Here is a 15,707-nt window from a genome sequence, read left to right as displayed (position 1 = left end):
ACCACCATGACTGATATTTTGCTGCAAGTACGCCATCTGCATAAAACCTATCGCCAGCGCACCGGCACCTTGGGCCTTCACGCGCATACCATACACGCATTGGACGATGTCAGCCTGCAACTCAAACAAGGCTCTACTCTGGCAGTGGTTGGTGAATCCGGCAGTGGCAAATCTACTCTGGCACGCGGCATCTTGCGTTTATTACCGTTGGATAGCGGTGAAGTCATTTTCGACGGTCAGGACTTCCTGGCCCTGGATAAATCGGCATTACGCACCGCGCGCCGCCATATTCAAATGGTGTTTCAGGACCCGTTTGCTTCACTCAACCCCAGAATGCGGGTCGGCGAAATTATTGCAGAAGGCCTGGTCATCCATGGCATCGGCAATACACAGCAACAACAGGACAGCGTCCTGCAGATGCTGGAAAAAGTCGGCTTGCAAGCTGAGGATGCACACAAATATCCGCATCAGTTCTCTGGCGGCCAACGCCAGCGTATCGGCATTGCCCGCGCCCTGATACTGCAACCAAAATTATTGATTTGTGACGAACCGGTATCCGCACTGGATGTGTCGGTACAAGCGCAGATATTGCTACTGCTCAAGCAATTACAGCAGGAAATGGGGCTCAGTTATTTGTTTATCACCCATGATTTACGCGTGGTCAGGCATATTGCAGACGACGTACTGGTGATGCAAAAAGGCAAAGTAATTGAGCAAGGAAGCGTAGAAACCATTTATAATGCTCCCCAGCAAAAATATACACAACAGTTACTTAGCGCGATTCCCGGCCATGGGTTACGCGCTGTGACAGCTTAATCTCACCTTCATTCAATAAGAACACGCAGGAACATTGCAATGGCATACGATTTGGAAGAACAGGAACAACTGGACGAGTTTAGAGCCTGGTGGAACAAACATGGAAAACTGGCCACTCGCCTGGTGATTGCCGCCGCAGTGGCATATGGTGGCTGGCAAGGCTACCAATCCTGGATGAACAGCAAGGCTACCGCTGCATCAACCGCTTACCAAACCCTGGTCAGCACATCGCTGCTGGATGTTGACAGCAAAAAAGCCGAGCAAATCAGTAAAGATGCGCAAGCCATTGAAGCAGACTACAGCATGACACCATACGCTGGCCGTGCTGCGCTGTTTGCTGCCCGTGCATTGCATGAAGCCAAACAGTCAGACGCTGCAGAAAAGCAACTGCGCTGGGCTTTAGCCGAAGCTAAAGAGCCAGCCATCAAACAGATGGCCGCGGTTGAAATTGCCGGTTTGCAAATTGAACGTAACGCGCTGGATGACGCCCAAAAAACCTTGTCCGCAATTGACGACAAAGGTTTTGATGGCATCAAAAACGCCTTGCTTGGTGATATTTACATTGCTAACAAGCAAGAGAAAGAAGCCAAAGACGCTTACAACAAAGCTCTGCAAGGCTTGGACCCAGAAGGCAAACTGTTTTACCTGACCCAGCAAAAGCTGGATGCCTTGGGATAATTGCCAATGAGGTCTCTCTTGCCTGCTCTGCGCAACCAGCCGCACTCACTTAAACATGCCACGCTCGCCGCCTTGTTTTTACTTGGTAGCGGGCTGTCTGCATGCACGGCATTCAATGATGTTAAAACCAATATCAGTGAAAGTATTTTTGGCGCAGAACCAGCCAATCCGCCCGTCGAGCTGGAAGAGATCAAGTCCTCTTATGAAACACGCATTCAGTGGTCAGTGGATGTAGGTTCCCCCGGGCGCTTCACTTATACGCCAGTGCTGGCAGACAACCTGCTTTACACCGTCAACGCTGAAGGCAGCGTAATGCAATTGTCGGCTGAAACCGGCAAAACAATCTGGGAAACCGAACTTGGCGAACCCATTAGCAGTGGCGCAGGGCTGGGTGGTGGGCTGGTATTGGTCGGCACCAGCAAGGGACACTTATTTGCTTTAAACGTCAATGGTAAAAAGCTTTGGAGTGCCGTACTCAGTAGCGAAGTACAAGGCCAACCCCGTTATTACGATGGTACGGTCATTGTGCGCACCAGCGACCACCATATTTACGGCATTGACGCCGCAGATGGTCGTCGCAAGTGGTCTTATGAGCGCGCCACCCCGTCACTGTCACTCAAGACACAAGCGGGCATTGTGGTTGATAGCGGCGCTGTGTACGCAGGTTTTCCCGGTGGCAAACTGGTCGCCATTCGCGCTGACAATGGCAAACTGGTATGGGAAGCGACCGTTGCCCAACCTAAAGGCGTGACAGAAATTGAACGTATTGCCGACATCACCAGCCTGCCATTTGTCGATGGACCATTAGTCTATGTGGTCGCCTACCAGGGCAAAGTGGCCGCCGTTGACCGCCAGCGTGGCCAGGTGGTGTGGAACCGTGACATTTCCAGCTATGTCGGCCTGACCGCAGAAAATAACAAAATCTACCTAAGCCATACCATGGGTTCAGTCTATTCACTGGACAGCACCAATGGTAAAACCTTCTGGCGCCAGGGCAACCTGGGCTACCGCCATTTGACAGTGCCGCTGCCTTTGAGCAATGTGGTCGCTGTCGGCGATCTCGAAGGTTATATCCACTTACTCAGCCAGGATGATGGCAGTTTTGTTGGCCGACTACAATTGGGTTCCAAACCCCTGATGTCGCTGATTGCAGGCAGCAATGCCAATCAGTTCTTTGCGCAGTCGCGTGACGGCCACCTTTACGCAGTCACATACAAATAATGCTACCTACCATCGTACTTGTTGGCCGGCCTAACGTCGGCAAATCCACCTTATTTAATCGTTTAACCAGATCGCGTGATGCGCTGGTTGCCGATTTACCTGGCCTGACACGTGATCGTCACTATGGCCGCGGCCTGGGTGCCAGCCAACCTTACCTGGTAATTGATACCGGCGGCTTTGAGCCAACCGCAGACACCGGCATTCTGAAGGAAATGGCCAAGCAAACCCTGCTGGCGATCGACGAAGCCGATGTCATTATCTTTTTGGTGGATGCGCGCGCTGGCCTGACGCCACAGGAATTCACCATTGCGCAAACCTTGCGCAAAGCGCAGCGCCCTATCCTGCTTGCCGTCAACAAAACCGAAGGCATGCGCAAAGCCATCGTCAGTGCAGACTTTCATGAACTGGGTATGGGTGATCCTTTATCCATTTCATCTGCCCACGGCGAGGGTGTGCGCGACCTGATCGAACTGGCACTGGAAACCATCAGCGAAAAAGAGCCCGAAGCTGCTGAGCCAGTCAATCATGACACGCCTAGAATTGCGATTGTTGGCCGCCCTAACGTCGGCAAATCCACACTGGTCAATGCCCTGTTAGGTGAGGATCGCGTGATTGCGTTTGACCAGCCGGGCACCACACGCGATTCCATCGAAATCGCGCTCGAGAAGAATGGCAAGCAATACACCATTATTGATACTGCCGGTGTACGCAAACGCGGCAAAGTGTTTGAGGCTGTTGAAAAATTCTCTGTCATTAAAACCATGCAGGCAATTGAAGACGCCAATGTGGCTATTCTGGTGGTGGATGCCAAGGATGGCATTACCGAACAAGATGCACACGTGGCCGCTTATATTGTTGATGCCGGACGCGCACTAGTAGTTGCCATTAACAAATGGGATGGCCTGCAAGATGATGAGCGCGAGTGGATCAAGCGCGAAATTGACCGGAAATTACAGTTCCTCGACTTTGCCAAGTTTCACTATATTTCAGCGCTACGCAAAAAAGGCCTCAATGAGTTGCTGGCTTCAGTAGACGTGGCCTTTAAGGCCGCTATGATCGATCTGGCCACGCCGCAGTTAACGCGTGTATTAGGCGAAGCAACAACGCAACATCAACCGCCAATTAGCCGCGGCATTCGCCCCAAGTTACGTTATGCGCACCAGGGCGGCTCAAACCCACCTATCGTGGTGATACATGGTAACCATATTGATGGCATTAAAGCCAGTTATACGCGCTATCTTGAAGGTATTTTCCGCAAGGCTTTCCAATTAGTGGGAACCCCTTTACGCGTGCAATACAACCAGGGTGAAAACCCGTTTGACAAAGAAGAAGAGCGCAAAAAAGGTGAAGGCCTGGTGACCATGCGTCGTCGCAAAAACGAGATGCGCGCCAAGCTGAAACAGCGTAACGAGCAAAATAAAACTAAAAAATAATACTGATGTGGTGAGCAGTCGCCCTGCTCACTCATCTTGGCATCAGTTTAATATCGGCAATTTAATTTCATAAGTCTGCCAATGCGTGTGTTCAGCCAGCTTGTCATAACAGGCTCTTGCACGCAGATTATTTTCTGCGGTCATCCAGCGAATCACTGACCATTTATTTTCCCGTCCAATCTGGGCAACTGCCTGAATCAATTGCTGCGCAACACCTTGCCCTCTGGCTTCCGGCACGACAAACAAATCATCCACATAAGCGCCCAGTGACGCCGCTAATGGCCGCGCAAATACGCGGTAATGCAAAAAACCTAATACCTGCCCCTCAACATTCTCCGCGACCAGCGCATAAATCACGGGTGGAGATTGTTGCAGCCATTGCCAGACCTGGTCGCGCATGGCGGAGGTTTGTCTGACTGCATAAAACTCCGCATAAGCGGCATATAACAGGCACCAGCTTTCATAGTCTTCTAACGCGATTGGTCTAACTGTCACGAGTGGTTGTTTAAGCATCTCTATTTTCGCCTGGTAATATGTTAAAGATATGGGCAATAAAAAAGGGACCACGAGGTCCCTTTTAAATATATGGCTCAGGTTATCGCAGTGTCGGTAACAGGTTCTTCGCACTCACGCCCAGCTCCTGCGCCATACTGGCACCCAGCTTCTTGGCAAAACGGTCCACCACGGTTTCCTGATAAGTGAAATCAACAATATCAGACTCTTTAATCACCTCACGCGCGACATACTCAGCACTGCCCTGCGCATCTGCCAGGCCCAATTTGATACTTTCTTCGCCGTTCCAGAACAAACCACTAAAGGTTTCTTCATTTTCTTTCAGGCGACTGCCACGACCTTCACGCACCACCGTAATAAATTGTTGGTGAATCTGATCCAGCATGCTTTGTGCAAAAGCCTGTTGCTTAGGATTCACAGGCGAAAACGGATCCAGCATGCCTTTATTAGAACCGGCCGTCATCAGGCGGCGCTCAACGCCGACTTTTTTCATGACTTCGGTAAACCCATAGCCATCCATCAGCACGCCGATAGATCCGACGATACTGGCTTTATCGACAAAAATTTTGTCAGCGGCGACGGCAATGTAGTAACCACCAGATGCACAAATGTCTTCCACCACCGCATACACCGGAATTTCCGGGTGTAATTTACGCTGACGGTGAATTTCGTCATTAATAATGCCGGCCTGTACTGGGCTGCCGCCCGGACTATTGATACGCAAAATAATGCCTTTGGTGCCTTTGTTATCATAGGCATCATTCAGGCTGCTGATCACCGCATCAGCATTAACCTGGCCACCTGCCTCGATCACGCCGGAAAGGTCAATCAAGGCTGTATGCGCAGTAGAGGCATTTTTGTTTTGGCCAACCCAGCCCAGAAACGTCATGAGCAGGAAAAACAGGTAGATAAAGGTCAGTGATTTGAACAATACCGACCAGCGTCTGGCAGATTTTTGCTCTTGCAGCCCGGCCAGCGCAATTTTTTCCACCGTACGAATGGCCCAGTCCGGCGATTGATTCGCTTGTTTCGGGTCAGATGACTGCTGATTTTCTTCTTGCATAACTCAACTTTCGTCAATAAATTTTAGCTATTCTAACAACTTTTAGCGGTTTGCCAGGATTCTATTTTTAATCGCGAAACAACCCACTAGAATTGATCCACGTGCACTTTAATGACACCCGCTTCTTCTGTCACCGGGATGGCAGATAAACGCTTGCCCTGGCAAGGGCCCACCACACAGTGCCCGGTTTGTGGCGCATACATCGCGCCATGCGTGGCACAAATAATCCATTCCTGCGTCATATTAAAAAACTTGCCATGTTCCCAGTCTAGTTCGACCGGCACATGGGCACAGCGATTGACATAGGCATAGGCCTTGCCTTCAAAACGCACCAGAAAACCGGTCGCATGCGGCCCTAACATGGGCATGGCAAACCGCAGGCCATCGCCTTTTTCCTGCAAGGTATCGCTGTTAAACGTTAAAGCAGTCTCACTCATGCTTGTTCCAGCAACCAGGCGCTTAATGTTGCCACATCGTGAAACAGGTAATCTGGCGAATACTGCTGTAAATGGCTGGCTGTTTGCGAGCCATAACTGACTGCCGCTGTGATGACGCCAGCATTTTTACCCATTTGCATATCATATTGCGAGTCGCCTATCATCAGCGTCCGCTCAGGCATCACCACCAGATCGTCCATGAGCTCATCCAGCATTTGAGGATGTGGCTTTGAAAAGCATTCATCGACGGTTTTGGTCGCATTAAAAAATTTGGATAGCCCTGACTGCTGCAATGCGGTGTTTAATCCACGCCGCCCTTTACCGGTCGCCACCGCTTGCTTGCAACCTTTACGGTCTAAGGTGGCAATCGTGTCTGCAATACCAGCAAACAATAAAATATTGTTTTCGTTGGCGTAATAAAGACGCTGGTAGTTGTTTGCTAACGCCTGCGCCTGGAACTCGGGGATATCGCCATACAGCACCTCGATCGACTCCCGTAAACCGAGGCCAATGATGCTACGGGCGCGCTCTTCGCTCAGTGCGGGCAACCCGGCCTCATCAGCCGCTTTGATCAATGCCTGCGTAATCATGCCAGTCGAGTCGGCAATGGTGCCGTCCCAATCCCAAACCACTAAATCAAACTGTTTCACTGAATTACTTTCCTAATATACTTTACGGGCAACGCTGACCACGTTGTCACACATCACTAACAGTTACTTTACTGACTTAAGTTGACGTTGTTGTTGCAGAAAATGTTCCAGTTCTGCTGGCAATGGTGCGACCAGGTGCAGAGGCTCGCCGGTTAACGGATGGGCAATACGTGTTTCACTGGAATGCAAAAACATCCTTTTTAAGCCCTGCTTGCTTAACAGCTTGTTCAAGGCAAAATCACCATATTTGTCATCGCCCAAAATCGGGAATCCCAAATGCGATAATTGCACGCGCAACTGATGGGTGCGGCCAGTGATTAACTTGGCTTGCAAAAAGCTGCATTGCCCCAGCACCTCCTGCAAATAAAACCAGGTTTCAGAGGTCTGTGTTTCTACCTCAAACTTGCCTTTTGCAGCATGGCGTTTGGCGACCAGGCCACTTGCTTTGAGTGATTTTCGGCCGCCGGGTTCTGCATTGAGCAAGGGCTCATCAACCACCTGCACGCGACGTTCGCCACTTTCCGTCACGTATTTTTGCAAATCCAGCGTGACTTTCTTTTTGGCCTCTTGCCATTGCCCCTGTACCAAGATCAGGTAACGTTTATCCATGTGGTGATGACGCATGGCTTCATGCAGTGCAATCAACGCCGAGCGTTTTTTTGCAATCATCAATACGCCTGAGGTTTCACGGTCCAGCCTGTGCACCAGTTCCAGGAACTTGGCTTGTGGCCGCTCCAAACGCAATTGCTCAATTACGCCCAGGCTGATGCCGCTACCACCATGTACGGCCATGCCAGACGGTTTATTCAGCGCCAGCATGGCATCATCTTCATAAATCACTTGCTCAGCCAGTTTAGCTTTAATCGCAGGCGCATCCGGTTTTGCAGCGGCTTCGGCCGTGCGGATAGGCGGCACCCTGACTTCATCACCCAGTTGCAAACGATGTTCGGCGTCGACACGTTTTTTATTCACGCGCACTTCACCACTACGCAAAATCCGATAGATATGACTCTTGGGCACACCTTTGAGCACTTTGGCTAAAAAGTTATCCACGCGCTGTGTTTCCGAGGCTTCATCCACCAGCAAGTAAGTGACACGATCACTGGCGGGTCCAGCCTCAGAACCAAGGCTGGAAGCCGTTTCCGCAGGCGGTAATGACGAGGGTCGAAATTGTGAGCTCATAGTTGCAGGTCGTGCTTTGCTTTATCAGGACTTATAGATATACTGTCGAGATTCTGAATCATCGCTCTTTCAGGCGATAGCGGTCATATATACATGCAGGCTATCGTCATCACTGACATTCAATCCCAGCGTTTTCAGGGCCCAGATTTTAAAAGCCAGGTTTTCCTGGCTAGTCAGCGCATTCAGAATCAAAAAAATTTTGGTGAATACCGCTCGCCATCAAGTAGCGATAATTAATTAGAAATGATTTAACGCGAAGCTCACGCAGAATAAACAAAGAAATGAGCTCGGCGTTTGCCAAACCCGAATTTTAACGAAATTACCCTCTGTTTAGGGTTTTATTTTTGCAGTCAATCGCGGTGGATAATACAGGTGACAACCTACCTGCCACGCACTCACTGCACCCTTGCAGAAACCGAGTATCCAGCGGGCAGTCACACACTGCGCTTTGACACTCAAACGTGTGCATATTGATGCCTGTCATGCTGTGCTGAGACCCAGACACTAGCATCGCTAAAGCCATTGCACACACCTCCTCGTTAAGTTCTGGTGGTTAATTCATAACCACGGCCCGCCCTGCGCTCATGTCTATTCTGTGGCTTCGATTAGGAGCCTTACATGAAAAGAATGTTGTTTAACGCAACGCAATCAGAAGAATTGCGCGTTGCGATTGTTGATGGACAAAAACTCATCGACCTCGATATTGAACACGCTGGCAAAGAACAGCGCAAAAGCAATATCTACAAAGGCGTAATCACACGCATTGAACCCTCACTGGAAGCCGCATTTGTCGACTATGGTACCGACAGACACGGCTTTTTGCCTTTTAAGGAAATCGCCCGCAGTTACTTTCAGGACAAGCCTGAAGGTCGCGCCCGCATTCAGGATGTGATTAAAGAAGGTCAGGAAGTCATTGTCCAGGTTGACAAAGACGAACGCGGCAGCAAAGGCGCGGCACTGACCACCTTTATCTCACTGGCTGGCCGTTACCTGGTACTGATGCCAAACAATCCACGCGGAGGCGGTGTTTCCCGTCGCGTGGAAGGCGAAGAGCGCAACGAATTGCGCGACACCATGGCACAACTGGACGTGCCTAACGGTATGAGCATTATTGCGCGTACCGCCGGCATTGGCCGTAACGCCGAAGAACTGCAATGGGACTTGAACTACTTGTCACAATTATGGCAAGCGATTGAAGATGCTTCTAATTTCCAGCCTGGCGCCTACCTGATTTACCAGGAAAGCAGCCTGGTGATTCGTGCCATTCGCGATTACTTCAGCGCGGATATTGGTGAGATCCTGATCGACACTGCTGACGTGCATGAGCAAGCCTTGCAGTTTATGAATCACGTCATGCCGGGTAACGTCACCCGTGTCAAATTGTACCAGGACGAAATTCCGCTGTTCTCCCGCTTCCAGATCGAACATCAGATCGAATCTGCATTTGCGCGTGAAGTGCGTCTGCCTTCCGGTGGCGCCATTGTGATTGACCATACCGAAGCCCTGGTGTCTATCGACGTCAACTCCGGTCGCTCCATCAAAGGGGCCGATATTGAACAAACGGCGTTCAATACCAACCTGGAAGCCGCTGAAGAAGTCGCGCGTCAAATGCGCTTGCGCGACCTGGGTGGCCTGGTGGTGATCGACTTTATCGATATGGAAAACCAGCGCAACCAGCGTGACGTGGAGAACGCCTTGCGTGATGCCCTGCATCATGACCGTGCACGTGTCCAAATGGGCAAAATCTCTCGCTTTGGCCTGCTCGAAATGTCTCGCCAGCGCTTGCGCCCAAGCCTGGGTGAAACCAACCACATGACCTGCCCACGTTGTAACGGCACTGGTCATATCCGCGGCATTGAATCGACGGCATTGCACATTCTGCGTATCACGCAAGAAGAAGCGATGAAAGACAACAGCGCCATTATTCAAGTGCAGTTGCCAGTGGAAGCCGCAACTTTCCTGCTGAATGAAAAACGCGCTGACATCCACAAAATCGAGCAACGCACTGGCGTTGAAGTGGTGTTGATTCCAAACATCCACCTGGAAACCCCTAACTACAACATCCTGCGCATTCGCCTGGACGATGTGAATGAAGACACCATGCAGGCCAGCTACAAAATGGTAGACCTGCCTAGCGAGTCCGATTACCAGCACAGCCTGCAACAAGCCGCTGCGCCAGCCAAGGCTGAAGCCGTGGTCAAAGGCATTACGCCCGCCACTGCCGCACCGATTGTTGAAGAGAAACCTGCTGCGGCCCCTGTGACCGAGCAGAAAAAATCATTCTTTGGCGTGATTAAATCCTGGTTGGGCCTGGAAGAAAAAGAAGCGGTGCAAGAAGTTGCAAAACCAGCACGCGAAACCAAAGAGCCTGGTCGTGACCGTAACAAGAATCGCAACCGCCAGCGTGATCGTCAGCGCGAACGCCAACAAGACCGTACCGATCGCCCAACAGGTGAGCGTCAACCTAAGGAACAACAGGAAAACGCGTCTAACAAGCCTCGTCAGGAACGTCAGCAACAGGAAAGACCGGCCCAGAAAGAAAGACAGGACCGTCAACAGCAACCGTCCCAGGAAGTGAAAGCAGATGCCAATCAACCGGCATTAACTTCACCAACTGGCGAAAACAAACAGGAGCGTGGTGAACGCGGCAATCGTCGTAACCGTCATGGCCGCCGTGATCGCCGTCAACGTGAAGATGCGCCAAACCAGGCAAATGCTGAAGCGGCAGTCAACACCACAGCCACTGAGGCAGTTGCACCAAGCAATGCAGCACCGGTGGTGGTCGCGGAAACTGCAGCGCCAGTAGCTAAAACAGAAGCCAAACAGGCCGCCGCTGAACCAGTGGTAAAAGCAGAAGTTGTAACAGCCAGCACTGAAACGGTTGATACACCAAACACGGCTAAAACGGATGCGCCTCAAGCTGATGAAGCTGCCGCAGAAAAAACGCCACGCAGTCGTTCACGTGGCGGGAAAACCAGCAAAGCACGCGGCAAACGCGCGCCAGAAGGTAGTGATGCGCCAGCGATCGAGCTGGTTGAAACTGCCGCAGCGGCCACTGTAGAGACTGAAGCAACGGCAGAGACCGCACAGAAAAAACCTGCGCGCAAACGCAAAGCCACCACCAAGGCAACTGCTGCAAGCACCAATGAAGGTGCCACAGATGCAGGCATTCAATTGGTAGAAACCAAGTCTGAGCCTGTCTCAGCTTCAGCAGAAACCGCAGCCAAAGCGAAAAAACCACGTAACGCTGCCAAGTGGAAGAAAGATGAAAAAGCGTCCGAAGAACCAAGCCTGGTGATGGTTGAAACCCAGAAGTAACCAGTCCCTGGACTAGTCGCCATAAAAAAGAGGGCCATCAGGCCCTCTTTTTTTACACCATCGATGGGCTTATGCTGCTTGCCAGCGCATGACGCACCAATAGCCGATAATCGTCAGCAATACAGACACCACAACATGCGTGAAGATATGCAACCCAACCCACACATAAGCTTGTTTTTGCAGTAACACAAATGCTTGTGCCGAGAATGTAGAAAAAGTAGTTAAGCCACCTAAAAAACCCATTGCAATAAACAAGCGCCACTCATGGCTTAATTGTGGCATGGTCTGAAAAAGCGCTAACGCAATGCCCATTAAAAAACCACCGATGGCATTTGCCATCAAGGTACCCAAGGGAATCATCCCTATCGAATTGAGCCAGATAGAGAGCCCCCAACGCGCCCATGCACCCAATGCCGAACCTAATCCGACCATCAACCAAGATTTCATTTTATTACCCTTCTAAAACGTTAGCAGGCAATGTATCATAAGTTTTAAAGCATTCAGCTCCCACCGCCTGTTGATTTAAAGAGATTCCCTTGCGTTTACTATTTGTTACCTCAGAAATTTTCCCATTAATCAAAACAGGCGGTTTGGCAGATGTCAGTGGTGCACTCCCAGCAGCCTTGGCCACTACGGGCCTGGATGTTCAAATTTTGCTGCCCGCCTACCGCGGCATCCTGGCACAGTGTGATGCGCCGCGCTTACTTGGTTCACTACAGGCATTTCACGATATACGCTGCGAGCTCTACCAAACCACCCTGCCCGGTACTGACATCCCGCTGCTATTAATTGACTACCCGGCGCTGTATGACCGTGAAGGCGGCCCTTACCACCACCCGCAACATGGCGAGTGGCAAGACAACCCCTTGCGTTTTGGTTTGTTATCAAAGGTGGCCGCCATGCTGTCCGTCCCCAATATGCTACAGCCATGGCTACCAGACCTGGTGCATTGCAACGACTGGCAAAGCGGACTGACGCCCTACTACTTGCAGCAACTGGCCAGCCCGGCCAAATCGTTGTTCAGCATTCATAATCTGGCGTTTCAAGGTAATTTTCATGCTGACTGGCGGCATAGACTCATGCTCGCCGAGCAAGACTTTCAGCCCGCAGGTTATGAGTTTTATGGCCATCTGTCATTTATGAAAGCCGGGCTATATTACGCAGATGCGCTTGCCACCGTGAGCCCAACCTACGCCAAAGAAATCCAAACCGAGCAGTTTGGCTTTGGTTTCCAGGGTTTGTTGCAGCACCGAACCAACGATTTAACCGGCATACTGAATGGGATAGATACCCAAGTGTGGGATCCGGCAAGCGACCCTTATTTACCGGCGCATTACACCAGCAGCGCCTTGGCCAATAAAAAACAGGTTAAACAGGCCTTGCAAGCAGAGCTAGGATTACACCAGGACGCCACTGGCCCATTACTTGGTGTCGTCAGCCGACTCACGCACCAGAAGGGTCTGGATATGCTGGCCGACATCGCGCACGAGCTGCTGGCCAGCGGCTGTCAGCTAGCAGTGCTTGGTAGCGGCGAGCCCGCGCTGGAGCAGCAATATCTGGCATTGATGCGACAATATCCCGGGCAAGTGGTAGTCACCATCGGCTACAACGAACCGCTGTCACATCGCATCATGGCCGGGACAGATATTTTTGTCATGCCTTCGCGCTTTGAACCTTGTGGATTGAACCAGATGTATGGCTTGCGTTACGGCACGATTCCGCTGGTCGCCAATACGGGCGGCCTGGCAGATTCTGTGCACGGCGGCGCCCTCATGGAAGATGGCTCATTGCCTGAAACGATGACAGGATTGGTAATGCCGGAAAATAATCCATCGACACTTTTGGTCACATTAAGGCAAGCCGTACATCTTTATGCCAATTCTGGTCAGTGGCGACAACTGCAAAAACAGGCAATGCAACAGGATGTTAGCTGGGAAACAAGCGCAAAACACTACTTTGAGCTATACGAAAAGTTACGAGATGACTTGTTAGATATTTAAAAACAATTACTTACAGATATTGACGAAAAAGTGAGGAAAAGTTGGCACAGAAGCTGCTAATTACTAATCAAGCTTCTCCAAAGCTAACTTCTCCTCCCTCAAGACGCCAATTTGGCGTCTTTTTTTTCGCGGTGACTTTTTTGGGAAATGCAGACTTCTTGAACCGTTACTCAGCCTTGGCTGGCGGAGTCATATTCAAAAAGTGTTCACGGTAATACTTCAGTTCATCAATGGACTCATAGATATCAGCCAATGCTTCATGACGGCTGGCCTTTTTAAACCCGGCATAGATATCCGGGCGCCAGCGACGGGATAATTCTTTAAACACACTCACATCCAGATTGCGGTAGTGAAAGAACGCCTCCAGACGCGGCATATAACGCGCCATAAAACGCCTGTCCTGACAGATAGAGTTACCGCACATCGGCGATTTGCCTGCTGGCACATGCTCTTTTAAAAATGCCAGCATGGCATCGGTTGCGGCCTCTTCATCCAAAGTGGAAGCTTTGACCTTATCGATCAAGCCACTGCGGCCGTGTGTGCCTTTGTTCCAGGCATCCATGCCATCCAGTACGGCATCCGATTGATGGACGACCAGCACCGGAGATTCTGCAATCACATTCAGTTGCGCATCGGTGACGACGGCGGCCAGTTCGAGAATGCGGTCTGTGTCAGGCAGCAAACCACTCATTTCCATATCCAGCCAGATTAAATTGTCCTGATTACTTGCCAATTGTGTGCCTCTCGTCATGATTTCCATTAAAATGAAACATTATATTCAGTTCAGTGAACAAGGTGGATATAAATCCATCAAAATAGCCATCTGATATCACTTACAACTCACCCATTGCTATGTCCGCACTCTTTACTCAAATTTTTGTCGCTGTGATTGTCGTTAGCCTTGCTATCCGTGTCTGGCTGGGGCTGCGTCATATCCGCCACATTCAGCAGCATCGTCAACAAGTGCCCGCAGCATTCAACCAAACCATCAGCCTCGAGGCCCATCAACGCGCAGCTGATTACACCACGGCCAAGGTCAAATTACGTTTGAACGAAACAGTGGTGGAATCTGTTATTTTACTGGCCCTGACACTGGGCGGCGTGTTGCAGATGCTCGACCAGGCCTGGCAACAATGGTTGCCAGCGCACGAGATCATTCGCGGCGCATTGGTCATTTGCTCCGCCATGTTAATTTCTGGCGCAGCGACTCTGCCATTCGATTACATCCAGACCTTTAACGTAGATGAAAAATTCGGCTTTAATAAAATGTCACGCAGCATGTTTTTTGGTGACTTGATAAAACATACCATTGTTGGCCTGCTGCTTGGTGGCCCTATCCTCTTTATTGCGCTATGGCTCATGCAAGGGGCTGGCGACTGGTGGTGGCTCTATCTGTGGCTGATCTGGAGCGCATTTAACCTGTTTATGCTGGCAGTGTACCCGATCTGGATTGCGCCCTTGTTTAACAAGTTTACGCCCATGCAAGATCAATCCCTGAAAGCACGCATTGAAGCCTTATTGCAAAAATGCGGTTTTGCCAGCCAGGGCTTGTTTGTGATGGACGGCTCTACACGTTCAGGTCATGGCAATGCCTACTTCACTGGCTTTGGCAAAAACAAGCGCGTGGTGTTTTTTGATACCTTGCTGGAAAAACTCAGCGCCGACGAAATCGAAGCCGTGCTGGCACATGAATTGGGCCACTTCAAGCATCAACATGTGATTAAACGCATCATCATGATGTTTGGCCTGAGTCTGCTAGGCCTGGCGCTGCTGGGTTACCTGATCAAGCAAGAGTGGTTCTTTACCGGCCTGGGCGTGGCTGAAGCCAGTAACCATATGGCATTGCTGCTGTTTGTACTGGTTTCGCCTGTGTTTATGTTCATTTTGCGCCCGGTGTTAGCCGCTTATTCGCGCACCAACGAGTTTGAGGCCGACCACTATGCGGCACAACAATCCAGGCCACAATTCTTGATTGATGCACTGGTCAAACTGTATCGCGACAATGCGTCTACGCTGACACCTGATCCATTGCATTCTGCGTTTTACGACTCGCACCCACCTGCCAGCCTGCGCATTGCCAAACTGCAAACTTACGCATGAAACACATCCTGCTGATCAGCCTGCTCCCGGCGCTTGCCAGTTTCAACGCAAGCGCTGCGGATAGCCCGCTGCAAGCAGGTAAAAAACTGGTAGACGCACATTGTATCAGTTGCCACGCCAGCAGTTATGGCGGAGATGGCAGTGGTATTTACACACGCGATTACCGTAAAGTGCGCTCCCTGAATGGCCTAAAAGCCCAAGTCACCAACTGTAATACCATGCTTAACCTGAAATGGTTTGATGATGAAGAGCAGCAAGTGGTACAGTACTTAAATCACTCCTACTATCATTTCTAG

The 15,707-nt window shown here is 50.7% G+C and carries 15 protein-coding genes; 8 read left to right on the top strand and 7 right to left on the bottom strand.

The window, feature by feature from the left end; genetic code table 11:
• Window positions 1–6 precede the first annotated feature (6 nt).
• Genes OH31_RS14715 through der form a run of 4 tightly spaced genes read left to right on the top strand, consistent with a single transcriptional unit; the run spans window position 7 to window position 4,148 of the window.
• Window positions 7–816: an ATP-binding cassette domain-containing protein gene (locus tag OH31_RS14715; RefSeq protein WP_024929954.1), complete on the top strand. Its 810-nt coding sequence runs from the start codon at window positions 7–9 to the stop codon at window positions 814–816.
• Window positions 817–855: 39 nt separating this feature from the next.
• On the top strand, window positions 856–1,494 hold the full coding sequence (locus tag OH31_RS05565; RefSeq protein WP_024929953.1) for a tetratricopeptide repeat protein: 639 nt from the start codon (window positions 856–858) through the stop codon (window positions 1,492–1,494).
• A gap of 6 nt (window positions 1,495–1,500) precedes the next feature.
• A complete protein-coding gene (gene bamB, locus OH31_RS05560; protein WP_024929952.1) occupies window positions 1,501–2,715 on the top strand; it encodes an outer membrane protein assembly factor BamB in 1,215 nt (404 codons plus the stop codon).
• Complete coding sequence (gene der, locus OH31_RS05555; RefSeq protein ID WP_019882087.1) at window positions 2,715–4,148, top strand: ribosome biogenesis GTPase Der; 1,434 nt, start codon at window positions 2,715–2,717, stop codon at window positions 4,146–4,148. The genes bamB and der overlap by 1 nt, the downstream gene beginning before the upstream one ends.
• 42 nt (window positions 4,149–4,190) lie before the next feature.
• On the opposite strand, the gene OH31_RS05550 is transcribed toward der, so the two are convergent.
• The 5 genes from OH31_RS05550 to OH31_RS05530 form a co-directional block, all read right to left on the bottom strand.
• Complete coding sequence (locus OH31_RS05550) at window positions 4,191–4,643, bottom strand: GNAT family N-acetyltransferase (RefSeq protein ID WP_242402208.1); 453 nt, start codon at window positions 4,641–4,643, stop codon at window positions 4,191–4,193.
• Window positions 4,644–4,743: 100 nt separating this feature from the next.
• Complete coding sequence (locus OH31_RS05545; protein WP_024929950.1) at window positions 4,744–5,724, bottom strand: S49 family peptidase; 981 nt, start codon at window positions 5,722–5,724, stop codon at window positions 4,744–4,746.
• Window positions 5,725–5,810: 86 nt separating this feature from the next.
• Window positions 5,811–6,161, bottom strand: coding sequence for a Rieske 2Fe-2S domain-containing protein (locus OH31_RS05540; protein WP_024929949.1), 351 nt, complete (start codon window positions 6,159–6,161; stop codon window positions 5,811–5,813).
• Window positions 6,158–6,811 carry an HAD family hydrolase gene (locus OH31_RS05535; protein ID WP_024929948.1) on the bottom strand — a complete coding sequence of 218 codons (654 nt, stop codon included), beginning with the start codon at window positions 6,809–6,811 and terminating at the stop codon, window positions 6,158–6,160. The genes OH31_RS05540 and OH31_RS05535 overlap by 4 nt, the downstream gene beginning before the upstream one ends.
• A gap of 63 nt (window positions 6,812–6,874) precedes the next feature.
• On the bottom strand, window positions 6,875–7,993 hold the full coding sequence (locus OH31_RS05530; protein WP_024929947.1) for a pseudouridine synthase: 1,119 nt from the start codon (window positions 7,991–7,993) through the stop codon (window positions 6,875–6,877).
• A gap of 618 nt (window positions 7,994–8,611) precedes the next feature.
• Between OH31_RS05530 and OH31_RS05520 the strand changes: the two genes are divergently transcribed.
• The gene (locus OH31_RS05520) at window positions 8,612–11,311 is read left to right on the top strand and encodes an Rne/Rng family ribonuclease (protein ID WP_024929946.1); all 2,700 of its coding nucleotides are present in this window, start codon (window positions 8,612–8,614) and stop codon (window positions 11,309–11,311) included.
• 69 nt (window positions 11,312–11,380) lie between these two features.
• Here the strand turns inward: OH31_RS05520 and crcB are convergent, their stop codons facing one another.
• Window positions 11,381–11,758, bottom strand: a complete 378-nt coding sequence (gene crcB, locus OH31_RS05515; RefSeq protein ID WP_024929945.1) for a fluoride efflux transporter CrcB — start codon at window positions 11,756–11,758, stop codon at window positions 11,381–11,383.
• A gap of 89 nt (window positions 11,759–11,847) precedes the next feature.
• On the opposite strand from crcB, the gene glgA reads away from it, so the two are divergent.
• Window positions 11,848–13,311 carry a glycogen synthase GlgA gene (glgA, locus tag OH31_RS05510; protein ID WP_024929944.1) on the top strand — a complete coding sequence of 488 codons (1,464 nt, stop codon included), beginning with the start codon at window positions 11,848–11,850 and terminating at the stop codon, window positions 13,309–13,311.
• Window positions 13,312–13,477: 166 nt separating this feature from the next.
• Here glgA and orn read toward each other — a convergent pair whose 3' ends face one another.
• Window positions 13,478–14,062: an oligoribonuclease gene (orn, locus tag OH31_RS05505; protein WP_019882075.1), complete on the bottom strand. Its 585-nt coding sequence runs from the start codon at window positions 14,060–14,062 to the stop codon at window positions 13,478–13,480.
• 101 nt (window positions 14,063–14,163) lie between these two features.
• Here orn and OH31_RS05500 point away from each other — a divergent pair, with 101 nt between their 5' ends.
• Window positions 14,164–15,411, top strand: a complete 1,248-nt coding sequence (locus tag OH31_RS05500) for a M48 family metallopeptidase (protein WP_024929943.1) — start codon at window positions 14,164–14,166, stop codon at window positions 15,409–15,411.
• On the top strand, window positions 15,408–15,707 hold the full coding sequence (locus OH31_RS05495) for a cytochrome c (protein WP_019882073.1): 300 nt from the start codon (window positions 15,408–15,410) through the stop codon (window positions 15,705–15,707). Before OH31_RS05500 ends, OH31_RS05495 begins: the two co-directional genes overlap by 4 nt.

Origin of the sequence: Methylophilus sp. OH31 (assembly GCF_000576615.1) — a bacterium.
GTDB lineage: Bacteria > Pseudomonadota > Gammaproteobacteria > Burkholderiales > Methylophilaceae > Methylophilus.
The sequence above is the reverse complement of the archived record's forward strand: the minus strand, read 5'-3'. Positions and strand labels throughout refer to the sequence as shown.

Bases quoted from the DNA above. Each gene is read 5' to 3' on its own strand.
- OH31_RS05530 (WP_024929947.1), bottom strand. From the start codon at position 7,993: ATGAGCTCACAATTTCGACCCTCGTCATTACCGCCTGCGGAAACGGCT.
- OH31_RS14715 (WP_024929954.1), top strand. From the start codon at position 7: ATGACTGATATTTTGCTGCAAGTACGCCATCTGCATAAAACCTATCGC.
- OH31_RS05540 (WP_024929949.1), bottom strand. From the start codon at position 6,161: ATGAGTGAGACTGCTTTAACGTTTAACAGCGATACCTTGCAGGAAAAA.
- OH31_RS05545 (WP_024929950.1), bottom strand. From the start codon at position 5,724: ATGCAAGAAGAAAATCAGCAGTCATCTGACCCGAAACAAGCGAATCAA.
- OH31_RS05495 (WP_019882073.1), top strand. From the start codon at position 15,408: ATGAAACACATCCTGCTGATCAGCCTGCTCCCGGCGCTTGCCAGTTTC.
- OH31_RS05565 (WP_024929953.1), top strand. From the start codon at position 856: ATGGCATACGATTTGGAAGAACAGGAACAACTGGACGAGTTTAGAGCC.
- OH31_RS05520 (WP_024929946.1), top strand. From the start codon at position 8,612: ATGAAAAGAATGTTGTTTAACGCAACGCAATCAGAAGAATTGCGCGTT.
- crcB (WP_024929945.1), bottom strand. From the start codon at position 11,758: ATGAAATCTTGGTTGATGGTCGGATTAGGTTCGGCATTGGGTGCATGG.
- orn (WP_019882075.1), bottom strand. From the start codon at position 14,062: ATGACGAGAGGCACACAATTGGCAAGTAATCAGGACAATTTAATCTGG.
- der (WP_019882087.1), top strand. From the start codon at position 2,715: ATGCTACCTACCATCGTACTTGTTGGCCGGCCTAACGTCGGCAAATCC.
- OH31_RS05500 (WP_024929943.1), top strand. From the start codon at position 14,164: ATGTCCGCACTCTTTACTCAAATTTTTGTCGCTGTGATTGTCGTTAGC.
- bamB (WP_024929952.1), top strand. From the start codon at position 1,501: ATGAGGTCTCTCTTGCCTGCTCTGCGCAACCAGCCGCACTCACTTAAA.